Annotated in this window: 12 protein-coding genes; 10 read left to right on the top strand and 2 right to left on the bottom strand. The window is 63.1% G+C overall.

The window, feature by feature from the left end:
- A partial coding sequence (locus JQ573_RS40000; protein ID WP_249131161.1) for a hypothetical protein occupies positions 1-611 on the bottom strand: 611 nt, incomplete at its 3' end.
- A 1,642-nt stretch (positions 612-2,253) separates the two neighbouring features.
- Here JQ573_RS40000 and JQ573_RS40005 point away from each other — a divergent pair.
- The 5 genes from JQ573_RS40005 to JQ573_RS00025 all read left to right on the top strand — a co-directional run bounded on the left by JQ573_RS40005 (position 2,254) and on the right by JQ573_RS00025 (position 10,309).
- Positions 2,254-3,171, top strand: coding sequence for a hypothetical protein (locus JQ573_RS40005; protein ID WP_249131162.1), 918 nt, complete (start codon positions 2,254-2,256; stop codon positions 3,169-3,171).
- Between the two features lie 78 nt (positions 3,172-3,249).
- The gene (locus JQ573_RS00010) at positions 3,250-4,107 is read left to right on the top strand and encodes a hypothetical protein (protein WP_212315428.1); all 858 of its coding nucleotides are present in this window, start codon (positions 3,250-3,252) and stop codon (positions 4,105-4,107) included.
- 127 nt (positions 4,108-4,234) lie between these two features.
- Entirely contained in the window at positions 4,235-7,102 is a 2,868-nt protein-coding gene (locus tag JQ573_RS00015; protein WP_312011285.1) for a peptidase domain-containing ABC transporter, read from the top strand.
- On the top strand, positions 7,099-8,499 hold the full coding sequence (locus JQ573_RS00020; protein ID WP_212315426.1) for an HlyD family type I secretion periplasmic adaptor subunit: 1,401 nt from the start codon (positions 7,099-7,101) through the stop codon (positions 8,497-8,499). The genes JQ573_RS00015 and JQ573_RS00020 overlap by 4 nt, the downstream gene beginning before the upstream one ends.
- A 40-nt stretch (positions 8,500-8,539) precedes the next feature.
- Complete coding sequence (locus tag JQ573_RS00025; RefSeq protein WP_212315424.1) at positions 8,540-10,309, top strand: tetratricopeptide repeat protein; 1,770 nt, start codon at positions 8,540-8,542, stop codon at positions 10,307-10,309.
- A gap of 691 nt (positions 10,310-11,000) precedes the next feature.
- On the opposite strand, the gene JQ573_RS00030 is transcribed toward JQ573_RS00025, so the two are convergent.
- Positions 11,001-12,902, bottom strand: a complete 1,902-nt coding sequence (locus JQ573_RS00030; RefSeq protein WP_212315422.1) for a hypothetical protein — start codon at positions 12,900-12,902, stop codon at positions 11,001-11,003.
- A 636-nt stretch (positions 12,903-13,538) separates the two neighbouring features.
- Here JQ573_RS00030 and JQ573_RS00035 point away from each other — a divergent pair.
- The 5 genes from JQ573_RS00035 (at position 13,539) to cpaB (ending at position 17,706) form a co-directional block, all read left to right on the top strand.
- Complete coding sequence (locus JQ573_RS00035) at positions 13,539-15,041, top strand: hypothetical protein (protein WP_212315420.1); 1,503 nt, start codon at positions 13,539-13,541, stop codon at positions 15,039-15,041.
- A gap of 580 nt (positions 15,042-15,621) precedes the next feature.
- Positions 15,622-15,837: a hypothetical protein gene (locus JQ573_RS00040; protein WP_212315418.1), complete on the top strand. Its 216-nt coding sequence runs from the start codon at positions 15,622-15,624 to the stop codon at positions 15,835-15,837.
- A gap of 89 nt (positions 15,838-15,926) precedes the next feature.
- A complete protein-coding gene (locus JQ573_RS00045; protein ID WP_212315416.1) occupies positions 15,927-16,142 on the top strand; it encodes a hypothetical protein in 216 nt (71 codons plus the stop codon).
- 70 nt (positions 16,143-16,212) lie between these two features.
- The gene (locus JQ573_RS00050; protein ID WP_212315414.1) at positions 16,213-16,722 is read left to right on the top strand and encodes a prepilin peptidase; all 510 of its coding nucleotides are present in this window, start codon (positions 16,213-16,215) and stop codon (positions 16,720-16,722) included.
- A 45-nt stretch (positions 16,723-16,767) separates the two neighbouring features.
- On the top strand, positions 16,768-17,706 hold the full coding sequence (cpaB, locus tag JQ573_RS00055; RefSeq protein WP_249131163.1) for a Flp pilus assembly protein CpaB: 939 nt from the start codon (positions 16,768-16,770) through the stop codon (positions 17,704-17,706).
- Positions 17,707-17,708 lie beyond the last annotated feature (2 nt).

Genomic DNA, 17,708 nt, shown 5'->3' on the forward strand with positions numbered 1-17,708 from the left:
GGCGATACCGGCGCAACCGGAGCCACGGGATCGACCGGCGCGACGGGTGCAACGGGTGACACCGGCGCAACCGGAGCCACGGGATCGACCGGCGCCACGGGCGCGACGGGCGACACCGGCGCAACCGGAGCCACGGGATCGACCGGTGCCACGGGCGCGACGGGCGATACCGGCGCAACCGGAGCCACGGGATCGACCGGCGCGACGGGTGCAACGGGTGACACCGGCGCAACCGGAGCGACGGGATCGACCGGTGCAACGGGCGACACCGGCGCAACCGGAGCGACAGGATCGACTGGTGCCACGGGCGCGACGGGCGACACCGGCGCAACCGGAGCCACGGGATCGACCGGTGCCACGGGCGCGACGGGCGACACCGGCGCAACCGGAGCCACGGGATCGACCGGCGCCACAGGTGCGACGGGTGACACCGGCGCGACCGGAGCCACGGGATCGACTGGAGCCACGGGCGCGACTGGCGATACCGGTGCGACAGGATCGACCGGCGCCACGGGCGCGACGGGTGACACCGGCGCAACGGGTGCAACGGGCGATACCGGCGCAACCGGAGCCACAGGATCGACCGGCGCCACGGGCGCAACAGGTGACACCGGCGCAACCGGAGCCACGGGATCGACTGGCGCCACGGGTGCAACGGGTGACACCGGCGCAACGGGTGCAACGGGCGATACCGGCGCAACCGGTGCCACAGGTGCAACGGGCGACACCGGCGCAACCGGAGCCACGGGATCGACCGGTGCCACGGGTGCAACGGGCGACACCGGCGCAACCGGAGCCACGGGATCGACTGGAGCCACGGGTGCGACGGGTGACACCGGCGCAACCGGAGCCACGGGTTCGACCGGTGCCACGGGCGCAACCGGAGCCACGGGCGCAACTGGCGCGACAGGATCGACCGGTGCAACGGGTGACACCGGTGCAACCGGCGCCACAGGTGCGACTGGCGCCACGGGTGCAACCGGAGCAACGGGTGATACCGGCGCAACCGGAGCCACGGGATCGACCGGTGCCACGGGTGCAACGGGGAACACCGGAGCTACCGGTTCGACTGGCGCAACAGGTGCAACCGGCGCGACTGGTGCCACCGGCGCAACCGGTGATCCTGGCGCCACTGGGGCGACAGGAGCAACGGGTGCCACCGGAGCAACAGGTGCCACCGGAGCGACCGGAGCCACGGGTGCGACTGGAGCGACCGGTGCGACCGGAGCTACGGGTGTAACCGGAGCAACGGGAGCCACAGGTGCAACTGGCGCAACCGGCGCGACTGGAGCCACCGGAGCGACAGGAGCCACAGGTGCCACCGGCGCAACCGGCGCGACCGGCGCGACCGGGCCGAAGGGTGGCACCGGTGCGACCGGAGCCACGGGTGCGACTGGAGCGACAGGTGCGACCGGAGCTACGGGTGCAATTGGAGCCACCGGAGCGACAGGTGCAACCGGAGCGACGGGAGCCACAGGTGCCACCGGCGCAACCGGCGCGACCGGCGCGACCGGGCCGAAGGGTGGCACCGGTGCGACCGGAGCCACGGGTGCGACTGGAGCGACAGGTGCGACCGGAGCTACGGGTGCAATTGGAGCCACCGGAGCGACAGGTGCAACCGGAGCGACGGGAGCCACAGGTGCCACCGGCGCAACCGGCGCGACCGGCGCGACCGGGCCGAAGGGTGGCACCGGTGCGACCGGAGCCACGGGTGCGACTGGAGCGACAGGTGCGACCGGAGCTACGGGTGCAATTGGAGCCACCGGAGCGACAGGTGCAACCGGAGCGACGGGAGCCACAGGTGCCACCGGCGCAACCGGCGCGACCGGGCCGAAGGGTGGCACCGGTGCGACCGGAGCCACAGGTGCGACCGGAGCTACGGGTGCAACTGGAGCAACCGGAGCGACAGGTGCAACCGGAGCAACGGGAGCCACAGGTGCGACCGGCGCGACTGGGCCGAAGGGTGGCACCGGTGCGACCGGAGCCACGGGTGCGACCGGCGCGACAGGAGCCACAGGTGCGACTGGTGCAACGGGAGCCACAGGTTCGACTGGCGCAACCGGCGCGACCGGGCCGAAGGGTGGCACCGGCGCGACCGGAGCAACGGGTGGCACTGGAGCTACGGGGGCGACCGGAGCAACGGGAGCCACAGGCGCAACCGGCGCGACCGGGCCGAAGGGTGCCACCGGTTCGACTGGAGCAACGGGTCCCGTTGGAGCGACGGGCGCGACCGGGTCTTCAGGCGAGCATGTTGTGACCGAGAATGGTCCAACCAACGGTGCGACGATCGTCGCCGCGAACGAGACGCTGATCCTGACAGGCAGCAACCTGTCCGGAACGGTCGACCTTTACAACGCGACGCTCGTGATCGAGGGAACGAACAACGGTGGCCTGGCGATCGATATGGCGTGGGGAACCGTCAACTCCGTCGATCTCCTGCAGGTCTCCAGCAATGCGGGCAAGAACCCGTCGATCGAGCACTTCAATGCTGGCGACAGCATCGGAGGTGTTGGTGCAGCAGTGCCGACGTGGAATGGCAGCGGTCAGTTGTCCTTCGACGGCGGCAGGGTCACCATCGACGACAGCAACCAGACTGGTGCTGGATTCTATCCCAACAGCGGTACCGCAAGCTACGATGGTCACACCTACACGGTGTGGACACTCGATCCGCCGGCAGGTGTAACGGGCGCGACCGGAAGTACGGGAGCGACGGGTTCGACCGGAGCAACGGGTCACACCGGAGCAACCGGAGCCACGGGAGCAACCGGTCACACCGGAGCAACAGGCGCAACCGGTCACAACGGGTCGACCGGCGGCACCGGAGCCACGGGTGCAACCGGCGGAACCGGAGACGACCACCACCACTCCAAGCTGACGACAACGATCGACCAGCACAGTGTCGTCGGGCCTTGGAGGGCGATGCTGCTGCCGACGCAATCCGCGCTGATGAGGCTGGAAGACGCCGTCCAGTCCCTCGATCACGCGGGCGCCACGCAACTGAAGGCGGATCTCACCACCATCAAGAGCTTGGCCGATAGCCTGCTGGCCAGGATCGACCAGTCGAGCGCAGGCTCGGCGAGCGATCCGCACCACAGCAGCAGTACGGGCAGTGTCGGCCACGCGGACGATCGGCCGAACTGGATCAACCATGTGTCGAAGCACGACACTTAGCGGTTGAGAGGAGTAAGGGAACGGGCGCCAAAGCCAATGCCAAGGCGCCCGTTCTTCATCAGCCAGATGATGTCAGGCATGAACGCAATTGGCAGGCGTCGCTTCCTGAAGCTGACGGCCGCCGCCGTTTTTACAAGCAGGAGCGCCATGTCCGCGCGGGCAAGCACGCGCAATCTGTTGACCGCGCCGATCCAGTTGCAAGGCGATTGGAACTCCGGCGAGGCGACACTGCGCGTATTGACGCGGGTCAGGGCGGTCGATCTCTACAAGCTTCGCTTATTGTCCGATCGTCAGCCCGCAAAACTGCTGATCGAAAACCATCATCAAGGCCCGCCCGCCGTCTGGCTGCATCGTGATCAGCCGGAAACGGCCTCTATCATCTTGAATGTCGGCGCGGCCGATTGGTGCAAGCTTGCCTATCAGTTCGGGCACGAGCTCGGGCATGTGCTCGCCAACAGTTGGCAGCTTTCGGCAAAACCGCAGCCGCCGACGCAATGGCTTGAAGAAGCCCTGGTCGAGACTTTCTCAATACGTGGGCTCGGGCTGCTTGCGGATAGCTGGAAGAAATCGCCGCCGTTTGCCGGCGATCAAGCGTTTGCCGGTGCGATCCGGCAATACCGTGCAGATCTGCTGCAGGCGAGCAAGTCCGATGGCGCCGCAGGTTCACCGGACGACGCTGCCTCGTGGTTTCATAGCAACCGGGAGCCACTGGCAGCGGGGCAGGCCGTTCCGCGCGGGCCAGCCATCCTCGGCATCCTGGCCATCTATGAAAGCGGACGTCCGTGTATCGAGGATCTCGGCGCGCTCAATCGCTGGCCGGAACGAACCTCGCTTCCGATTGATGACTACGTCGATCGGTGGAAACGAAGCTGCACGGAAATAGGCACAAGCGGCGAGTTGCCGTCTCGTGTGGAACAATTGTTCGGGCTCGCCTGAAGGCAGCGATATCCGAGCGCGTGACGTAAACCATGCACCATACTTCAAAGGGGCAACCCGGCTCAAAAACGTTGATTTCACCGAGGCATAGTGAAACAGTACCGCGTATTGCTATTGGAGATTTATTGTGGCCGGCCCAGGTAGTGGAAGCGACCAGGCGGGCGAAAACAAATATGTTCGCCCGCTGCAAAAGGCGATTGCCGGCTTGAGCCCTGGCGATGAGGCGGGGCGACATAACCTCTATGATCGTGGTCGCTCGTTGCTCGTCAGCCGTCTCAAGGAGCGGGACGACCTAACGCCGGCCGAGTCCGCAGCTGAGACGCATACGTTTGACGAGGCGGTAAACCAGGTCGAGGCCAACGCACGTGCGCTGGCGCCGTCATTCACCCGGCGAGAACCTCAGCTCAGCATAGCGACGATTGCCCTTGCGGAAACACGAATTGTGGAGGTGCTCCGGAAAAATGGGATGCGCCACGATTTGATGCAAAAAGACCAAACGTCTTCGCGCCCGACGCAGCAACCCACTTTCACACCGCAGAAGATCAGGAGCGAGGTTGCCCGGACACCTGACCGCGCCTGGACGCGTGTCCTTCCTGAGCTGCGTGACGCGGCCGAGCTCGCCGAGCGCCGAGTGGTGGCGGCGTTCTCGAGCATAAAACTCCGGCTTGCCCTGCGGACCTCTCGTTTCGCCTGGACAGACGACGGTTCCGACAAATCTGCGACGGAGCAAGGCGTCGACGAGGCGGCCCAACCAGTTCTGAGGTTCGCGCCCGCCGCGCCGGACGAGGGCGCCGGCGGCGTTTCAAACCCGCTGCGTCAGGCTCGCTTGCAGGCGCTGATCCAGGTGGCGCGCCACCACGGCGTCGACCTCGACGTCAACGAATTCAAAGGTGACGCATCGCAATCGCTTCCATCGGCCGCGGCGATGTCGGAGTGGGCGCAAAACGCGGGGCTATGGTCACGTGCCATTCGGACCGGCTGGCGCAATTTGTTGCGGATGAGCAGTGCCGAACCGGTGGTCCTGTTGTTCAAGGATGGCAGTGCAGGGCTCATGGTCGGCGCCAACGCCGAGCAACACATCATCCTGATGCGAGAGCCGAGCGCTCCGCCGGAGGCGCAGCCCGTCGCGGTCGACGAACTGCGCCTTGCTCAAGTCTGGGATGGCGAGGCGATCCTGGTGCGCGCCAATCGCGGACGAGCCGCAGCCGACACGCCGTTCAGCTTGCGATGGCTCACAGACCTTGTGCTGCAGGAACACCGATCGCTGCGTGACATCGGAATAGCGTCCGTCACCATCAGCTTCCTCACCATTTTTCCGCCGCTCCTGGTGATGACGATGGTGAACAAGGTGCTCCAATTTCACAGCACCTCCACGTTGATCTTGCTGTCCGCCGTGATGGCAGTGGTCGTGGTGTACGAAGCGATCCTGGGTCATGCCCGCCGCCTGATCATTGCGGTGGTCGGCGCGCGGCTCGATGCGAGGCTCAATCTGCACGTCTTCAATCGACTGTTGCGCTTGCCGCTCGATTACTTCGAAAGGCATCCAGCAGGCGAAACCATGTTTCGCATCGCCCAAGTTTACAAGGTGCGGCAGTTTCTCACCGGACGTCTGCTGACCACGTTCCTCGATTTGATAACGCTCTGCGTCCTGCTGCCGTTCCTGTTTTATCTGAGCCCTATTCTAGCCAGCATCGTGCTCGGCTGCGCCGTCGTGATCCTGCTGATCATTCTCGCTTACCTCAAGCCGATGCGTGAGATGTATTCCCGGGTGACCACGGCCGAAACCTGGAAGTCGGCCACCCTGGGCGAGACCATCGTGGGCATCAAGACCGTCAAGGCCCTGGCGCTCGAACCACAGCGTCGGTCGTTATGGGACGAGCGGATTGCCGAAGCTGGCAAGTGGCAGCTTGCGTTCAGCAAGCTCTCCAACTGGCCTCAGACGCTCGTCACACCGATCGAGCGCATCATGGTTATCGGCACCGTGATGCTGGGCGCCTACATCGCGATGAACGATCCTTCCGGCTACATGGTTGGAGGTCTGTTTGCTTTCCTTATGCTCTCCGGACGCGCCGCGCAGCCGCTGGTCGGGTTGGCGCGGTTGATCGAGGAATACGAGGAGATCGGTGCGGCAATCGGCGAGGCGGCTTCGGTGCTCAACCGGCCGGCCGAGAGCAATGTGCGATCTGCTGGGCTGAGGCCGAAATTCGCCGGCGAAATTGCGTTTCAAGACGTTACGTTTACTTACATCAACACCACAGTTCCGGCGCTGGACCGCGTCACTTTCTCGATGCCGGCCGGAACGACGCTCGGAATTGTTGGACGCAGCGGCTCCGGCAAGTCGACGATTACCCGTCTGCTGCAGGGAATCAATCGCGACTACAAGGGCTTTGTGAAGATCGATGGCGTTGATTTGCGTGATGTGGATCTGCGCCATTTGCGCCAAAGCCTGGGCGTCGTCCTGCAGGAGAACTTTTTGTTTCGCGGTTCGATCCGCGACAACATCATCGCGGGTCGCCCCGGCCTGACGCTGTCGGACGCTGTGTACGCCGCGCGGCTCGCCGGCGCGGAGGAGTTCATCGAGCGGATGCCAAACGGCTTCGATACCTATATCGAGGAAGGTTCACCCAACCTTTCAGGCGGACAGCGTCAACGTCTTGCCATTGCACGGGCACTGATCACCGACCCGCGCATTCTTATCCTGGATGAAGCAACCAGTGCTCTCGATCCGGAAAGCGAAGCCGTGGTGACCAGCAACCTCGAGCGGATCGCAAGCGGCCGTACCATGATCATCGTTTCGCATCGGCTGTCTTCTCTGGTCGACTGCGATCAAATCCTGGTGCTGGAGCAGGGCCATATCGTTGATTGCGGCACGCACGACGTCCTGGTGGAGCGTTGTGCAATCTACCGCCAGCTCTGGAATCAGCAGAATCGTCACATCACGGCGCCAAAGCCAAGCGCGGCACCTCGATTGGTCACGGGGGCACCGGAGCAATGAGCGAGGCGCAAACGCCGTCACTGCCAATCCTGTTTGGCTCGAGGAAAAACGATCCTACCTTGCCGATCATCCTGGAGTTCCAGCAACCCTCGACGGCTATTGTCAACACACCGATCCCGCGTTCGGCTCAGCACATGGTTTGGCTGGTGGCCAGCATGGTGTTTGCCCTGATCGTGATTGCTGGCGTATTGCCGGTTGATCAGGTGGTTTCCGCGCGAGGAATCGTCGTGTCTCAGGCACCGACAATTCTGGTGCAACCGCTCGAGACTTCAATCGTGCGGTCGATCGACGTGCGGGAGGGGCAACGGGTGCATGCCGGCGAGGTGCTTGCCCGGCTCGACCCGACCTTTGCGGAAGCCGATCTCGTCGCGCTCGAAGATCAGGCAAGTAGCCTCGACGCGGAGGTCGCGCGGCTGCGAGCCGAAGCCGGAGGTCAGGCTTTCAAATTTGACGGCGATGACCCACATTGGATGTTGCAGGCCTCAATCTTCGAGCATCGCCATGCGCAGTTCGATCTGAAGCTGCAGAACTATGATCAAAAGCTTAGGGAGCTGGATTCCGTCATCGGGCGGTCGAACTCGGACGCGGCCGGCTATCGCGAGCGTCTTGATGTCGCCCAGAGTATTGAGGACATGCGCAAGAAGCTGGAAGCGACCCAAACCGGCAGCCGACTGAACTCGCTGATCGCCAAGGATACTCGCGTCGAAATGGAGCGCGCGCTCGCAAATGCGGTCGCGACCGGCGAGGGCGCAAAGCAGGACCAATCGGCACTCGCCTCTGAACGTGACGGTTTCATCCGCGGCTGGAAGGCCGAAACGTCGCAGAAGCTGCAGGAGAGCTCGGTCAAGGCAGCCAACACTCGCGAGCTTGTCGCCAAAGCGAAGCTGCGGCGGAGGCTGGTCGAGTTGCGCAGCAATGTGGATGCCATCGTGCAGGCGGTCTCGAAAGTATCGGTCGGCTCGGTGATGCAGTCGGGACAGCAGTTCATCACTCTCGTGTCCACCGACGCCCCGCTTGAAGTGGAAGCCAACATCCCTGGCCGGGACAACGGCTTTGTCCATGTCAACGATCCGGTCGCGGTCAAGTTCGATACCTTTCCATACTCGCAATACGGCATGGCGGAAGGCGTCGTCCGCGTGGTAAGCCCCGATGCGTTCAATGCACAAGCCGAGGCGCGCAATCCGACGAGCGCCATACCAGCAGCCGCGACGACGGAGCCCTTCTATCGCGGCCGGATCAGCCTCGACCGGATGGCTTTGCACGATGTGCCCGCCGGTTTTAAGCTAGTGCCTGGCATGCCCGTGACCGCCGACATCAAGGTCGGGCAACGTACGGTCCTGAAATATCTGCTTGGATTGATGCTGCCCGTCACCCAGGAAGCCATGCGAGAGCCCTGAACCTGAATAGGTCTGCGACGAACGACGAAGCGGTTGAAACATGCTCTTTGATCGACTGATCGGCAAGGCTTCGCCCATGGCTGCGCTACGTCGCGGCTTGGGGCTGCTCGAGAGGGAGCAGTTCACTGAGGCTCTGCCTTTGCTCGCACAGGCCGCCCAGGCGGGCGTGCCGGAGGCAGCGTATCAGATCGGCCGGCTCTACCTGCAGGGTTCAGGCGTTCCGTTCAACCAAAGCGAGGCGGTGCGCTGGCTGCGGCAGGCCGCGTTGCACGGCAATGGGGAGGCCCAATGCTTGATGGCGGCGCTCCTAGTGCAGGGGCTGGTGTCCGCGCCGGAAACGAGTGCTGACGAAGGGGCGGCGCGGCTGTTTTCCACGACTGCAGCGAGCGTCGTTAGCCCAGCCCCTGATTTCGAAGCTGCGCACAAATGGGCTCGTATGGCGGCACAAGCCGGCTCGGCGGAAGGACAGGCCTTGCTCGGCTATGTCTTGACCTATGGTCCGCACCATTTGCGCAACCTGGACGAGGCACGAGACTGCTATAAGCGTTCGGCTTCGGGCGGCTGCGCGCAAGGCCATCTCGGCTATGCGCTGGCACTTGCGGGTGATGCCCAGCTCTCGGAACGCAAGGCGGAGATCGCCGCACATGTTCGCGCCGCGGCCGCAGCCGACATTCCGTCGGCCGTTTACATGTTCGGTGTTCTCGCCGAAGAGGGGGCCGGCGTCGAGCAAGATCCGGCCCGTGCTGCCGATTACTATCGAAAGGCGGCAGAACTCGGCCACCGCGGAGCACAGCTTAAATGGGGAGTGGCCTTGATCGAAGGCGAGACCATCCCTCCCGATCCGGTACTTGGAGAATCGTGGCTGAGACGCGCCGCGCTCGCCGGAGATCCGCGCGCGGCCGAGATGATTGGCGATCTCTATACCAAGGGCGGCGCGATGCCGCCGAACTATGTGGAGGCCGCGAGCTGGTACCGGCGCGCCGCGGAGGCCGGCAGCGCAACCGCGGCGCGTTCCTTGAGCTCGTTTTACATGACCGGTGCGGGCGTGCCCACGGATGCTGAAGAGGCGGCAAGATGGTTACGCATGGCGGCTGACGCTGGAGATGCCAGTGCCCAGCTCGACCTGGCCCAACAGCTGCTTGCGGGCGTTGATATGCCCGGAGGGCGACCGCCGGTGACCGATTGGTTCAGGAAGACCGCCGCGGGCGGCGACCTCGTCGCGGCCTTCAATCTTGGAGTCTGCTTGCTGCATGGCGCAGTCGCCGAGCGGGACGATCAGCAGGCAGCGATCTGGCTGCGACGCGCGGCGGAGGGCCTGCCGGAAGCCCAATACATGCTTGGTCGGCTACTGAGCGAAGGCCGTGGCATCCGGGCAGACCTGAAAGCCGCGCGCGAATGGTTTGCGCTTGCTGCCGAGGCCGGCAATGCGGACAGTCAGGCGGCGCTGGCCGAAATGCTGGTTAACGGCCGCGGCGGTCCGGCCGATATCGCGAAGGCGATCAAGCTTTGTGAATACGCCGCCGCCAAAGGACACAGCGGTGCGATGTTCGCGCTCGGCGCCATCCATGGCGGAGGTCACGGCATCGCGGTCGACCGCGCTGTAGCCGCACGCTGGTTTCGAGCCGCCGCCGAACTTGGCCACGGCCATGCCCAGCTCATGCTCGGACGCTATTTGCGATCCGGAGCTGGCGAACCACAGAATCTACGCGATGCGCAATACTGGTTTGAGAGCGCCGTAGCGCAGGGGATCCTGGAGGCTGAAGCTGAGCTCGCCGAGCTCTCCGCGGTTACTTCGAAAATCGCTGTTTAGCACTGCAGACACGGACCTGGCTGTTCGCCGATTAAAGCCATTCTCCGACCCTACCGTCCAAAACCACGGTTTGCGCGCTGATTGTGAGGAACGACGGCGAACTAGGGGAGGGTCGTGGATTTCAACCGTAGCTTTAAGGGACAGTATCCGGTTCGCACTCGTTGTTTCGCGCTGTGTCCTGCTGGCCTGTTGCGGGGCCGTGCGCCAGGCCATCGCGGAGGCGGAGCCGGCAGCGCTCAACCTGAGCGGCGCGCTCGCGGAATGCCGCCGCGGCTTCCCGGCTCAGATCGCACAGGCGGTGGAGCGGTCGTCCTGCGTCATCAAGGCGATGGAGCTGGTACGGCCACTGTTGCCGTTTCCCGAGCTCCTCGATCGGGAGAACGCCCTGCGCAAGGCGTTGGCAGGGCAGGTTCAGGCAAGGACAATATCCCTGCTCGAGCGAACGTGGAGATCCGGAAGCTTCATTCGCAGATCTTCGATGAAGAGCGCAACAGGCTATCGGCAGCCCCGGCAGGCACGAACACGCCGCCGCTGGTGGTCTCACAGTGGCGACAATCCGACCCGGAGAGTTGCGGCCGGCTCGGAGGGGACTCTGCGAACTGCTTTTTGAGACGGCGCGAAGTCGGCTACTCTCTTAGAACCGAGAACCGAGCGGTCGGATCTGGAGCGCCATCGTCGCTGTCATACTAGGCTAATGCAACGCGAAAGATCGATCCCTGGCCTGCTGAATGCCACCGGCAAGCGCCTTTGCGTATAGCTCGCGTGCCTTCGTCACATCGCCGCGTGTTCCGTACGTCTTCCATGTGGAAAGAACGAGGGGATCATATGTCTCCGCGAGCATGAAGCTCGCCTGTGCGTTACCCGTCTCGACAGCGTGTTCGAGCACGATCCGCGCTGCACCGATATCCCCCTGGCCGAGTAGGGCGTTGGCGCGCGCCAGCAACCTGGCCGCTTCCGGACCGCCTTGCGCCTCGGCGACCGTAAGCTGCTCTGTCGCAGCCGCCTCCGCGGCTTGAGCCAGCGTGGGTTCGCGGCCCGGCGCCTCGGTCCGGTCGCGCTCCTTCTTCAGAGACTGTCGCAGCTCCGCTGTCATGCTCTCGGCAGCTTCCTTGAGTTGCTTGAGCTGCGCCGCTTCGTCACCCGCCCTGCTCGCCAGCGCCACCTGCCTCTCGATGTCCCGCTGCGCCCTCGCGAGCTCGCTCGTCAGTGCCTCGGCCCTGTCGTGCTCTTTCTGCAGAGACTGTCGCAACTCTGCCGTCATGCTCTCGGCGGCCTTCTTCTCCTGCGTAGCCTCGTCGCCCGCCTTGCTTGATAGAGCCACTTGTGTCTCGAGGTCCCGCCGCACCCTCGCAAGCTCGCCAGTCAGTGCCTCGGCCCGGTCGTGCTCCTTCTGCAGAGACTGTCGCAGCTCCGCCGTCGCGCTCTCGGCGGCCTTCTTCACCCGCACCGCTTCATCACCGGCCTTGCTTGACAGCGCCAGCCGGGTCTCGAGGTCCCGTCGCACCCTCGCAAGCTCGCCAGTCAGCGCCTCAGCCCTGTCATGCTCCGTCTTCAATGACTGTCGGAGCTCCGCCGTCGCGCTCTCGGCGGCCTTCTTCACCTGCACCGCCTCGTCACCGGCCTTGCTTGACAGCGCCAGGTGCGTGTCGAGGTCCCGCCGTGCCTTCGCAAGCTCACCAGTCAGTGCCTCGGCCCTGTCGTGTTCCTTCTGCAGAGACTGTCGCAGCTCCGCCATCCCGCTCTCCGCGGCCTGACTGAGCTGCGTCGCCTGATCGCGCGCCTTGTTCGCCCGCGCTACCTGCATTTCAATGATCTGCTGCGCCCTCGCCAGTTCATTTGCTAGGGCCTCTGCGCGGCGCTGCTCCTTTTCCAAAGACTGCTGCGCTTCCGGCTGCATTGCCTCCGCACCTTGCTTGCCCTGCGCAGTATCCCGCGGTGCCTGTGAGATTGCCCGGTCGGCTTGCTGGTGAAGAGCCGGATCCAGCGCCAATGAATCGGCTTTCTGCGAGTCCTGGCTTGGGACCTGGGTCTCTTGCTTGACGGCCTCCACGCCAACTGTGCCAGTCCTGACGTTAACCTGCTCGCCAATGTACCGCGTCACATAGGCGGCGAGCTCGGCGTGGATATACCAGCCGATGAGCGCCGTCCCGAATATAACTGTGGCGATCGAGGAGACGGCAAACCAGCGCCGCCGCGGTTCGCGCTCCGGTTTGCCGTGCGCGGCCTGCGCTTCGAACCGGACGACACTGACAGGGTCCGCGTTCGTAACCAGACGAGTTAATTCCGTCACCCTCGCGCGTTCGGCCAGGCCCGAGGGAAAACAAAAGGAGCGCGGCCCTGGCAACGCCGGGGGGGCGATCGATCCAGTTTCCTTTAGCGGAATAGATTCATCTTGCAGAATAAATTCATCACCTTCCTCGGGAAGGTGCATCGTTAGCCAATGCGTCGCCGTGATCTCGCTTGGCTCGCCATTTTTCCTGATCCACCCGCGCCCGTCAGCCGACCACTGAGCAGATTCGAAGCGTCCGCTTACGTCATCCTCAAGAACGACGAATGTTCCATCCTTTGGAGCGGTGTTGATCACGCGGCGCATGCAAAAGACGCCTATTCGAAGCGGCTATCCGATTTTTAAAAAGGGACTTCGTGAATGCACAGATTCTACTCCACCCCATCAAAGGCCTCAAGATAATAGTCATTTGGGTGTCTGAGCTGGAGGCGAAACTCGCTGCAGAGCGCGAGGGGCTGGAGACTTCGGTTGTGGTCCGACCGCGGACGGCGTGACCCGCATCCGACCTACCAGGTTGCGCGCCACGGCCGCGGGCCGAAACTTGTCCGCCACAGCAGCCGTTCTCAGGCGGCTGAAGAATAGTTCTGGTCAAACCCCGTACTTTTGCGGGTCAATGTTAACTCGCGTGCTGCTAAAGCAGATCACCGCCTATGCACGTGGACGCGGAGCAGGTTCAAGCAAGAACAATGTCCTGCCGAAGCGAAACGTGCAGATCCAGAAGCTCATTCGCAGCTGCTCGATGAAGAGCGCGGCAGGCAATCGGCGGCGCCGGCCGACGGCGGCAAGACGCCGCTGGCGGTTGCGCAGTGCCGGCAATCGAACCGGGAGAGTTGCGGGCGGCTCGGAGGGGATTCCGGGACGTGTTATTGAGGTGGACGATCCGGAGAGTGGGTTGCGTCCGTAGGGTTCAGTCGACAATGATCGTAGCGCGGGACGGAAAGCATGCATTCAAGCAACAGCTCGCTTCAGACGGACACAGAGAACCGGATAAGCGCGGCGCCTGCGCGCAGCGATCACCTTCGGTCTTGGCTACCACTGATATTCGGGGCCACGGCCTATCTGACGCTCATCGGCAGGATCAGCAGCCTGTTGAGGGATGCGGACATCTACTGGCATATCGTGGTCGGCCAGTGGATCATTGATCATCGTGCCGTACCTCGCGTCGATCCCTTCTCCTTCACGATGCGCGATGCACCCTGGATAACCAGCGAGTGGTTATCGGAGGTGCTCTATTTCGCGGCATTCAAACTGGCCGGATGGCCGGGACCTGCGTTGCTTGCCGCATTGTCGGCCTCCGTCGCGTTCTACCTGCTGACGTACCTGCTGCTGAAACGGCTGCCGAACGTACCGGTCATGATCCTGGTGAGCGGCGGACTCGTGTTGACGTCATTCCACATGCTTGCACGGCCGCATGTCCTGGTGTTTCCCCTGATGGTGCTGTGGGCCAATGCGCTGGTTGAGGCGAGCGAGGAGCGACGCGCGCCGTCGTTTGCGTATCTCCTGCTCATTGCGCTGTGGGCCAACCTCCACGGAAGCTTCACGCTGGGCCTGGCGTTGATTGCGCCATTCGCCTTGGAGGCGGTCTGGACTGCAGACAAATCTGCACGCGTGGCCACCGCGTTGCATTGGCTTCGCTTCGGCGCGCTGGCGCTCGTCGCCGCCTGCATCACGCCGTACGGGCCGGAGTCGATCCTGGTCACATTGCGCATTTTGAATCTCGGGCCAGTCCTTTCAACCATTGGGGAATGGAGGCCGGCACTGGGTTTCGACGGGTTCAATCCCGTTACAACATGCTTCTTCGCCGGCATGGCGTATGTTCTGTACAGCGGGCTCAAATTACCTCCGATCAGGGTCGCCGTGCTGCTGGCCGTGGTCTACCAGACGTTCGCCCATGTACGTTATGTCGACGTTTGCGCGCTGATTGCGCCATTTTTCATTGCCGGTCCCCTGGCGCAGCAACTGGCGTCGTCGCAGTCGCTGAACCGGAAAATCGTCCCCGTGTCACGGAAAGCGCTTGTCGCCGCGCTCGCGGGCCTCGTGATCGCAACAGGTGTGATAGTGGCGACGAAGGACCACGCGCCGCCAGATGCCCCGCGCGCTGCGGTGGACAAGCTCAAGCAGCTGAAGGCCAGTCGAATATTCAACGACTACTACTTCGGTCCGTATCTGATGTCCGAGGGCATTCCGACGTTCATCGATTCACGGGCCGAATTGTATGGGCCGGTCTTTCTCAGCCGCTATGTGCGGGCCGTATCGCTCGAAGATCTCGCGGATTTTGTCAAATTGCTCGATGAGTACAAGATCGACGCAACGCTGATGTTCCCATTGACCCCGGCCGTAGCGCTGCTCGATCGAATGCCGGAGTGGGAGCGGACCTACTCTGACGAGACGGCCGTCGTCTACATCAGGCGAACGCGTGGGGCCGATTCGGAATCCCGGAACTAGCCCTGTCTACTCCAAGTTCTCCAATCCTGGTTGGCAGAATACCTTTTGGCTGCTCGGCAACTACAAATGGGTGGCCGTGCGCTCTGGGGGCGCCGACACCGTATTCGCACGGGAGTGCCAAACGGCGGGCGGCAAGCAGTCAAAATCCCGGCAAAATCTGGCAATACGGCCGTCGTCGACATCAGTCGAACGCGTGGAGCCAATTCGGAATCCCGGAACTAGTCGTCTGATCGAGGTCTTTCAATTCCCGTTCGCCAATACCCTTGGCTGCTCGGCAACTACAAATGGGCGGCCGTGCGCTCTGGGACGCCGACACCGTATTCGCACGGGGCAGCTAAAACGGCGGACCGCCGGCCGTCAAAAATCCCGGGAATTTCCGGCAATTTCGCTCCGTCATCTTCGGAGCATGCGCTGCGAAAGCCCATCGGCGGCTGCGCGAGTAGGGTTAAGAAACGATTACCAAGTGACAGCTTTCTTGCAACTGATTATAAATAAATTGAGTTGGCGCAGGATTTTGCCCCGTCAACCGTATCGCGTAAATTTCATCGTAGTAAATTCATCGTAAAAGGGATTTTTTCCAATGCTCAAGCTTTATGTCCAGACCACCGAAACCATCAAGCGTCTCGCTTCGGACAAGGACGGCGTTGTGTCGTTCGAGTACGTGATCGTCGCCGCTTGCATCGTTGCCGCCGTCGCCGCCGCGTTCGGTACCGACACGACCAAGGGTATCGGCAAGGCGCTGAGCACCGCGATCGCCAGCATCAGCACCGCTCTCACCACCGCCGTTTCGGCCTAAATCCCAACGTTGACGGCGGTTCGCAGATTCTTTCTGCCAACCGCTGCCAACAGGATTGCGATGTCGGCAAGGAAGAGGAGGCTGTCTCCATGTTGAATTGTTACATCAAGGCGAGGGACGCGTTGCTTCGCCTGAGCACGGACAAGGACGGCGTTGTGTCGTTCGAGTACGTGATCGTAGCGGCTTGCATCGTTGCCGCAGTCGCTGCCGCGTTCGGTACCGACACCACCAAGGGTGTCGGGCAAGCGCTGAGCACCGCGATTGCCAGTATCACGACTGCAGTTACGACCGCGGTTTCTGCCTAAGTTCGCAGAGAGCACGCTCGGAGGGGGACATCATTTTATGCCCCCCGCCTTTTTCTGAGGCATTTATTTTATGAACTGGATTGCGTCCACGACCTCGTGTCTGGAAATCGCATTGTTGTTCTATGTCGCAACGATCGATATCGCGACACGGTTGATCCGAAACGAAATTTGTCTGGCGCTGGCGTTCCTTGGGATCGTTGGTCAATTGGCCGGCCCGATGCAGATTGGCCAGTCGCTGATCGTTGCTGCAATTCTGTTTCTGGTGCTCTTCGTGATCTACCAGCGCGGAATGATCGGCGGCGGCGACGTCAAGTTGCTGGTTGCCCTGGCGATCGGTCTGCCGCTGAGTGGCGTGATTGAACTGTTGACCGTAACTGCATTGGCCGGTGGCGCTCTGGCCGCAGTGCATTTGATGATGCGCCGCCTGCCGTCTCCGAGGCTGGCGCCCGCCGGATCGTCGCTGGTGCGAAGGGTCTACGCGGTCGAGCGCTGGCGTCATTTGCGACATGCGCCGCTACCCTATGGCGTTGCCATCGCATGCGGCGGTATCTGGACTATTTTGAACGAAGGACTTTTTTGAGCAAAGGATTTTGACATGTCGTCCGCTTTGCGCGTCTCAATCATTATGGTGCTGTTGCTTGCGGCTACGGCGCTCGGGCTCATTGCCTTCAACCTGAACCAGCCGAAAGACGCGGTCGTGGCGCAGGTGGTCGCGGATAAGGCGCCGCCCGCGCCGGCGACCGTCGGTTACTTTGTTACGACCCGTGCGCTTTCGAAAGGGACGCTGGCGCGCGACGAGGATTTCGCGGTGCGCCAGGCGGCGCCAAACCGCGTCCCCGCTGGGGCGATCCTCGAAACGCCTGACTCCAAGGCCGGACTTCCCGGTTCTCTGGTTCGCAAGTTCGTCGAAGCCGGCAGCGCCATTACCCTGGAAGACATCCTGCGTCCGAAGGATCGTGGCTTCCTCGCCAGCGTTCTGGCGCCGGACAGCCGCGCGATCAGCATCAAGGTCGACGAGGAAACCGGCGTCTCGGGGCTGATCAGGCCGGGCGACAATGTCGACGTGGTCCTGACCCAGGTGTTCGAGAAGGCGGATCCGGTGCGGCGGGCTGTGAGCGAAACCGTTCTGTCCAACGTGCGCGTGATCGCGATCGACCAGGAGATCGCGCAAGGCGGGCGCTCCATCAGCAATGCTGTCGCGGGCAAGACGGCGCAAACTGTGTCGTTGGAGCTTAAGCCGGAGCAGGTCAAGAAAGTCTCCGTCGCGAAACAGCTTGGCACGCTCTCGCTCGTCATCCGATCTGCGGCCGAGCAGTGGGAAAAGGCCGCCGACACCGGCGCGACATCCAGCTGCGATGTGTCGCCGGAACTGGCGCGCCAGAGTGCGGTTGCTGGCCAGAGCACGACGGTGGCGATCTATAATGGCCGCGAGCTCAAGCAATACTCGGTCAGGAAGCGGGATCAGGACGACGACGCTTTCGCTGCCTGCGACGGGACGACGGAGGCTGCGCGCGAGACGGCCACGGCCGTGAGCGATGCGGGCAAGGTTCCGGAGAAACGCTGATG

The sequence above is a fragment of the Bradyrhizobium sp. AUGA SZCCT0105 genome (assembly GCF_018129565.1).
Classification (GTDB): Bacteria; Pseudomonadota; Alphaproteobacteria; order Rhizobiales; family Xanthobacteraceae; genus Bradyrhizobium.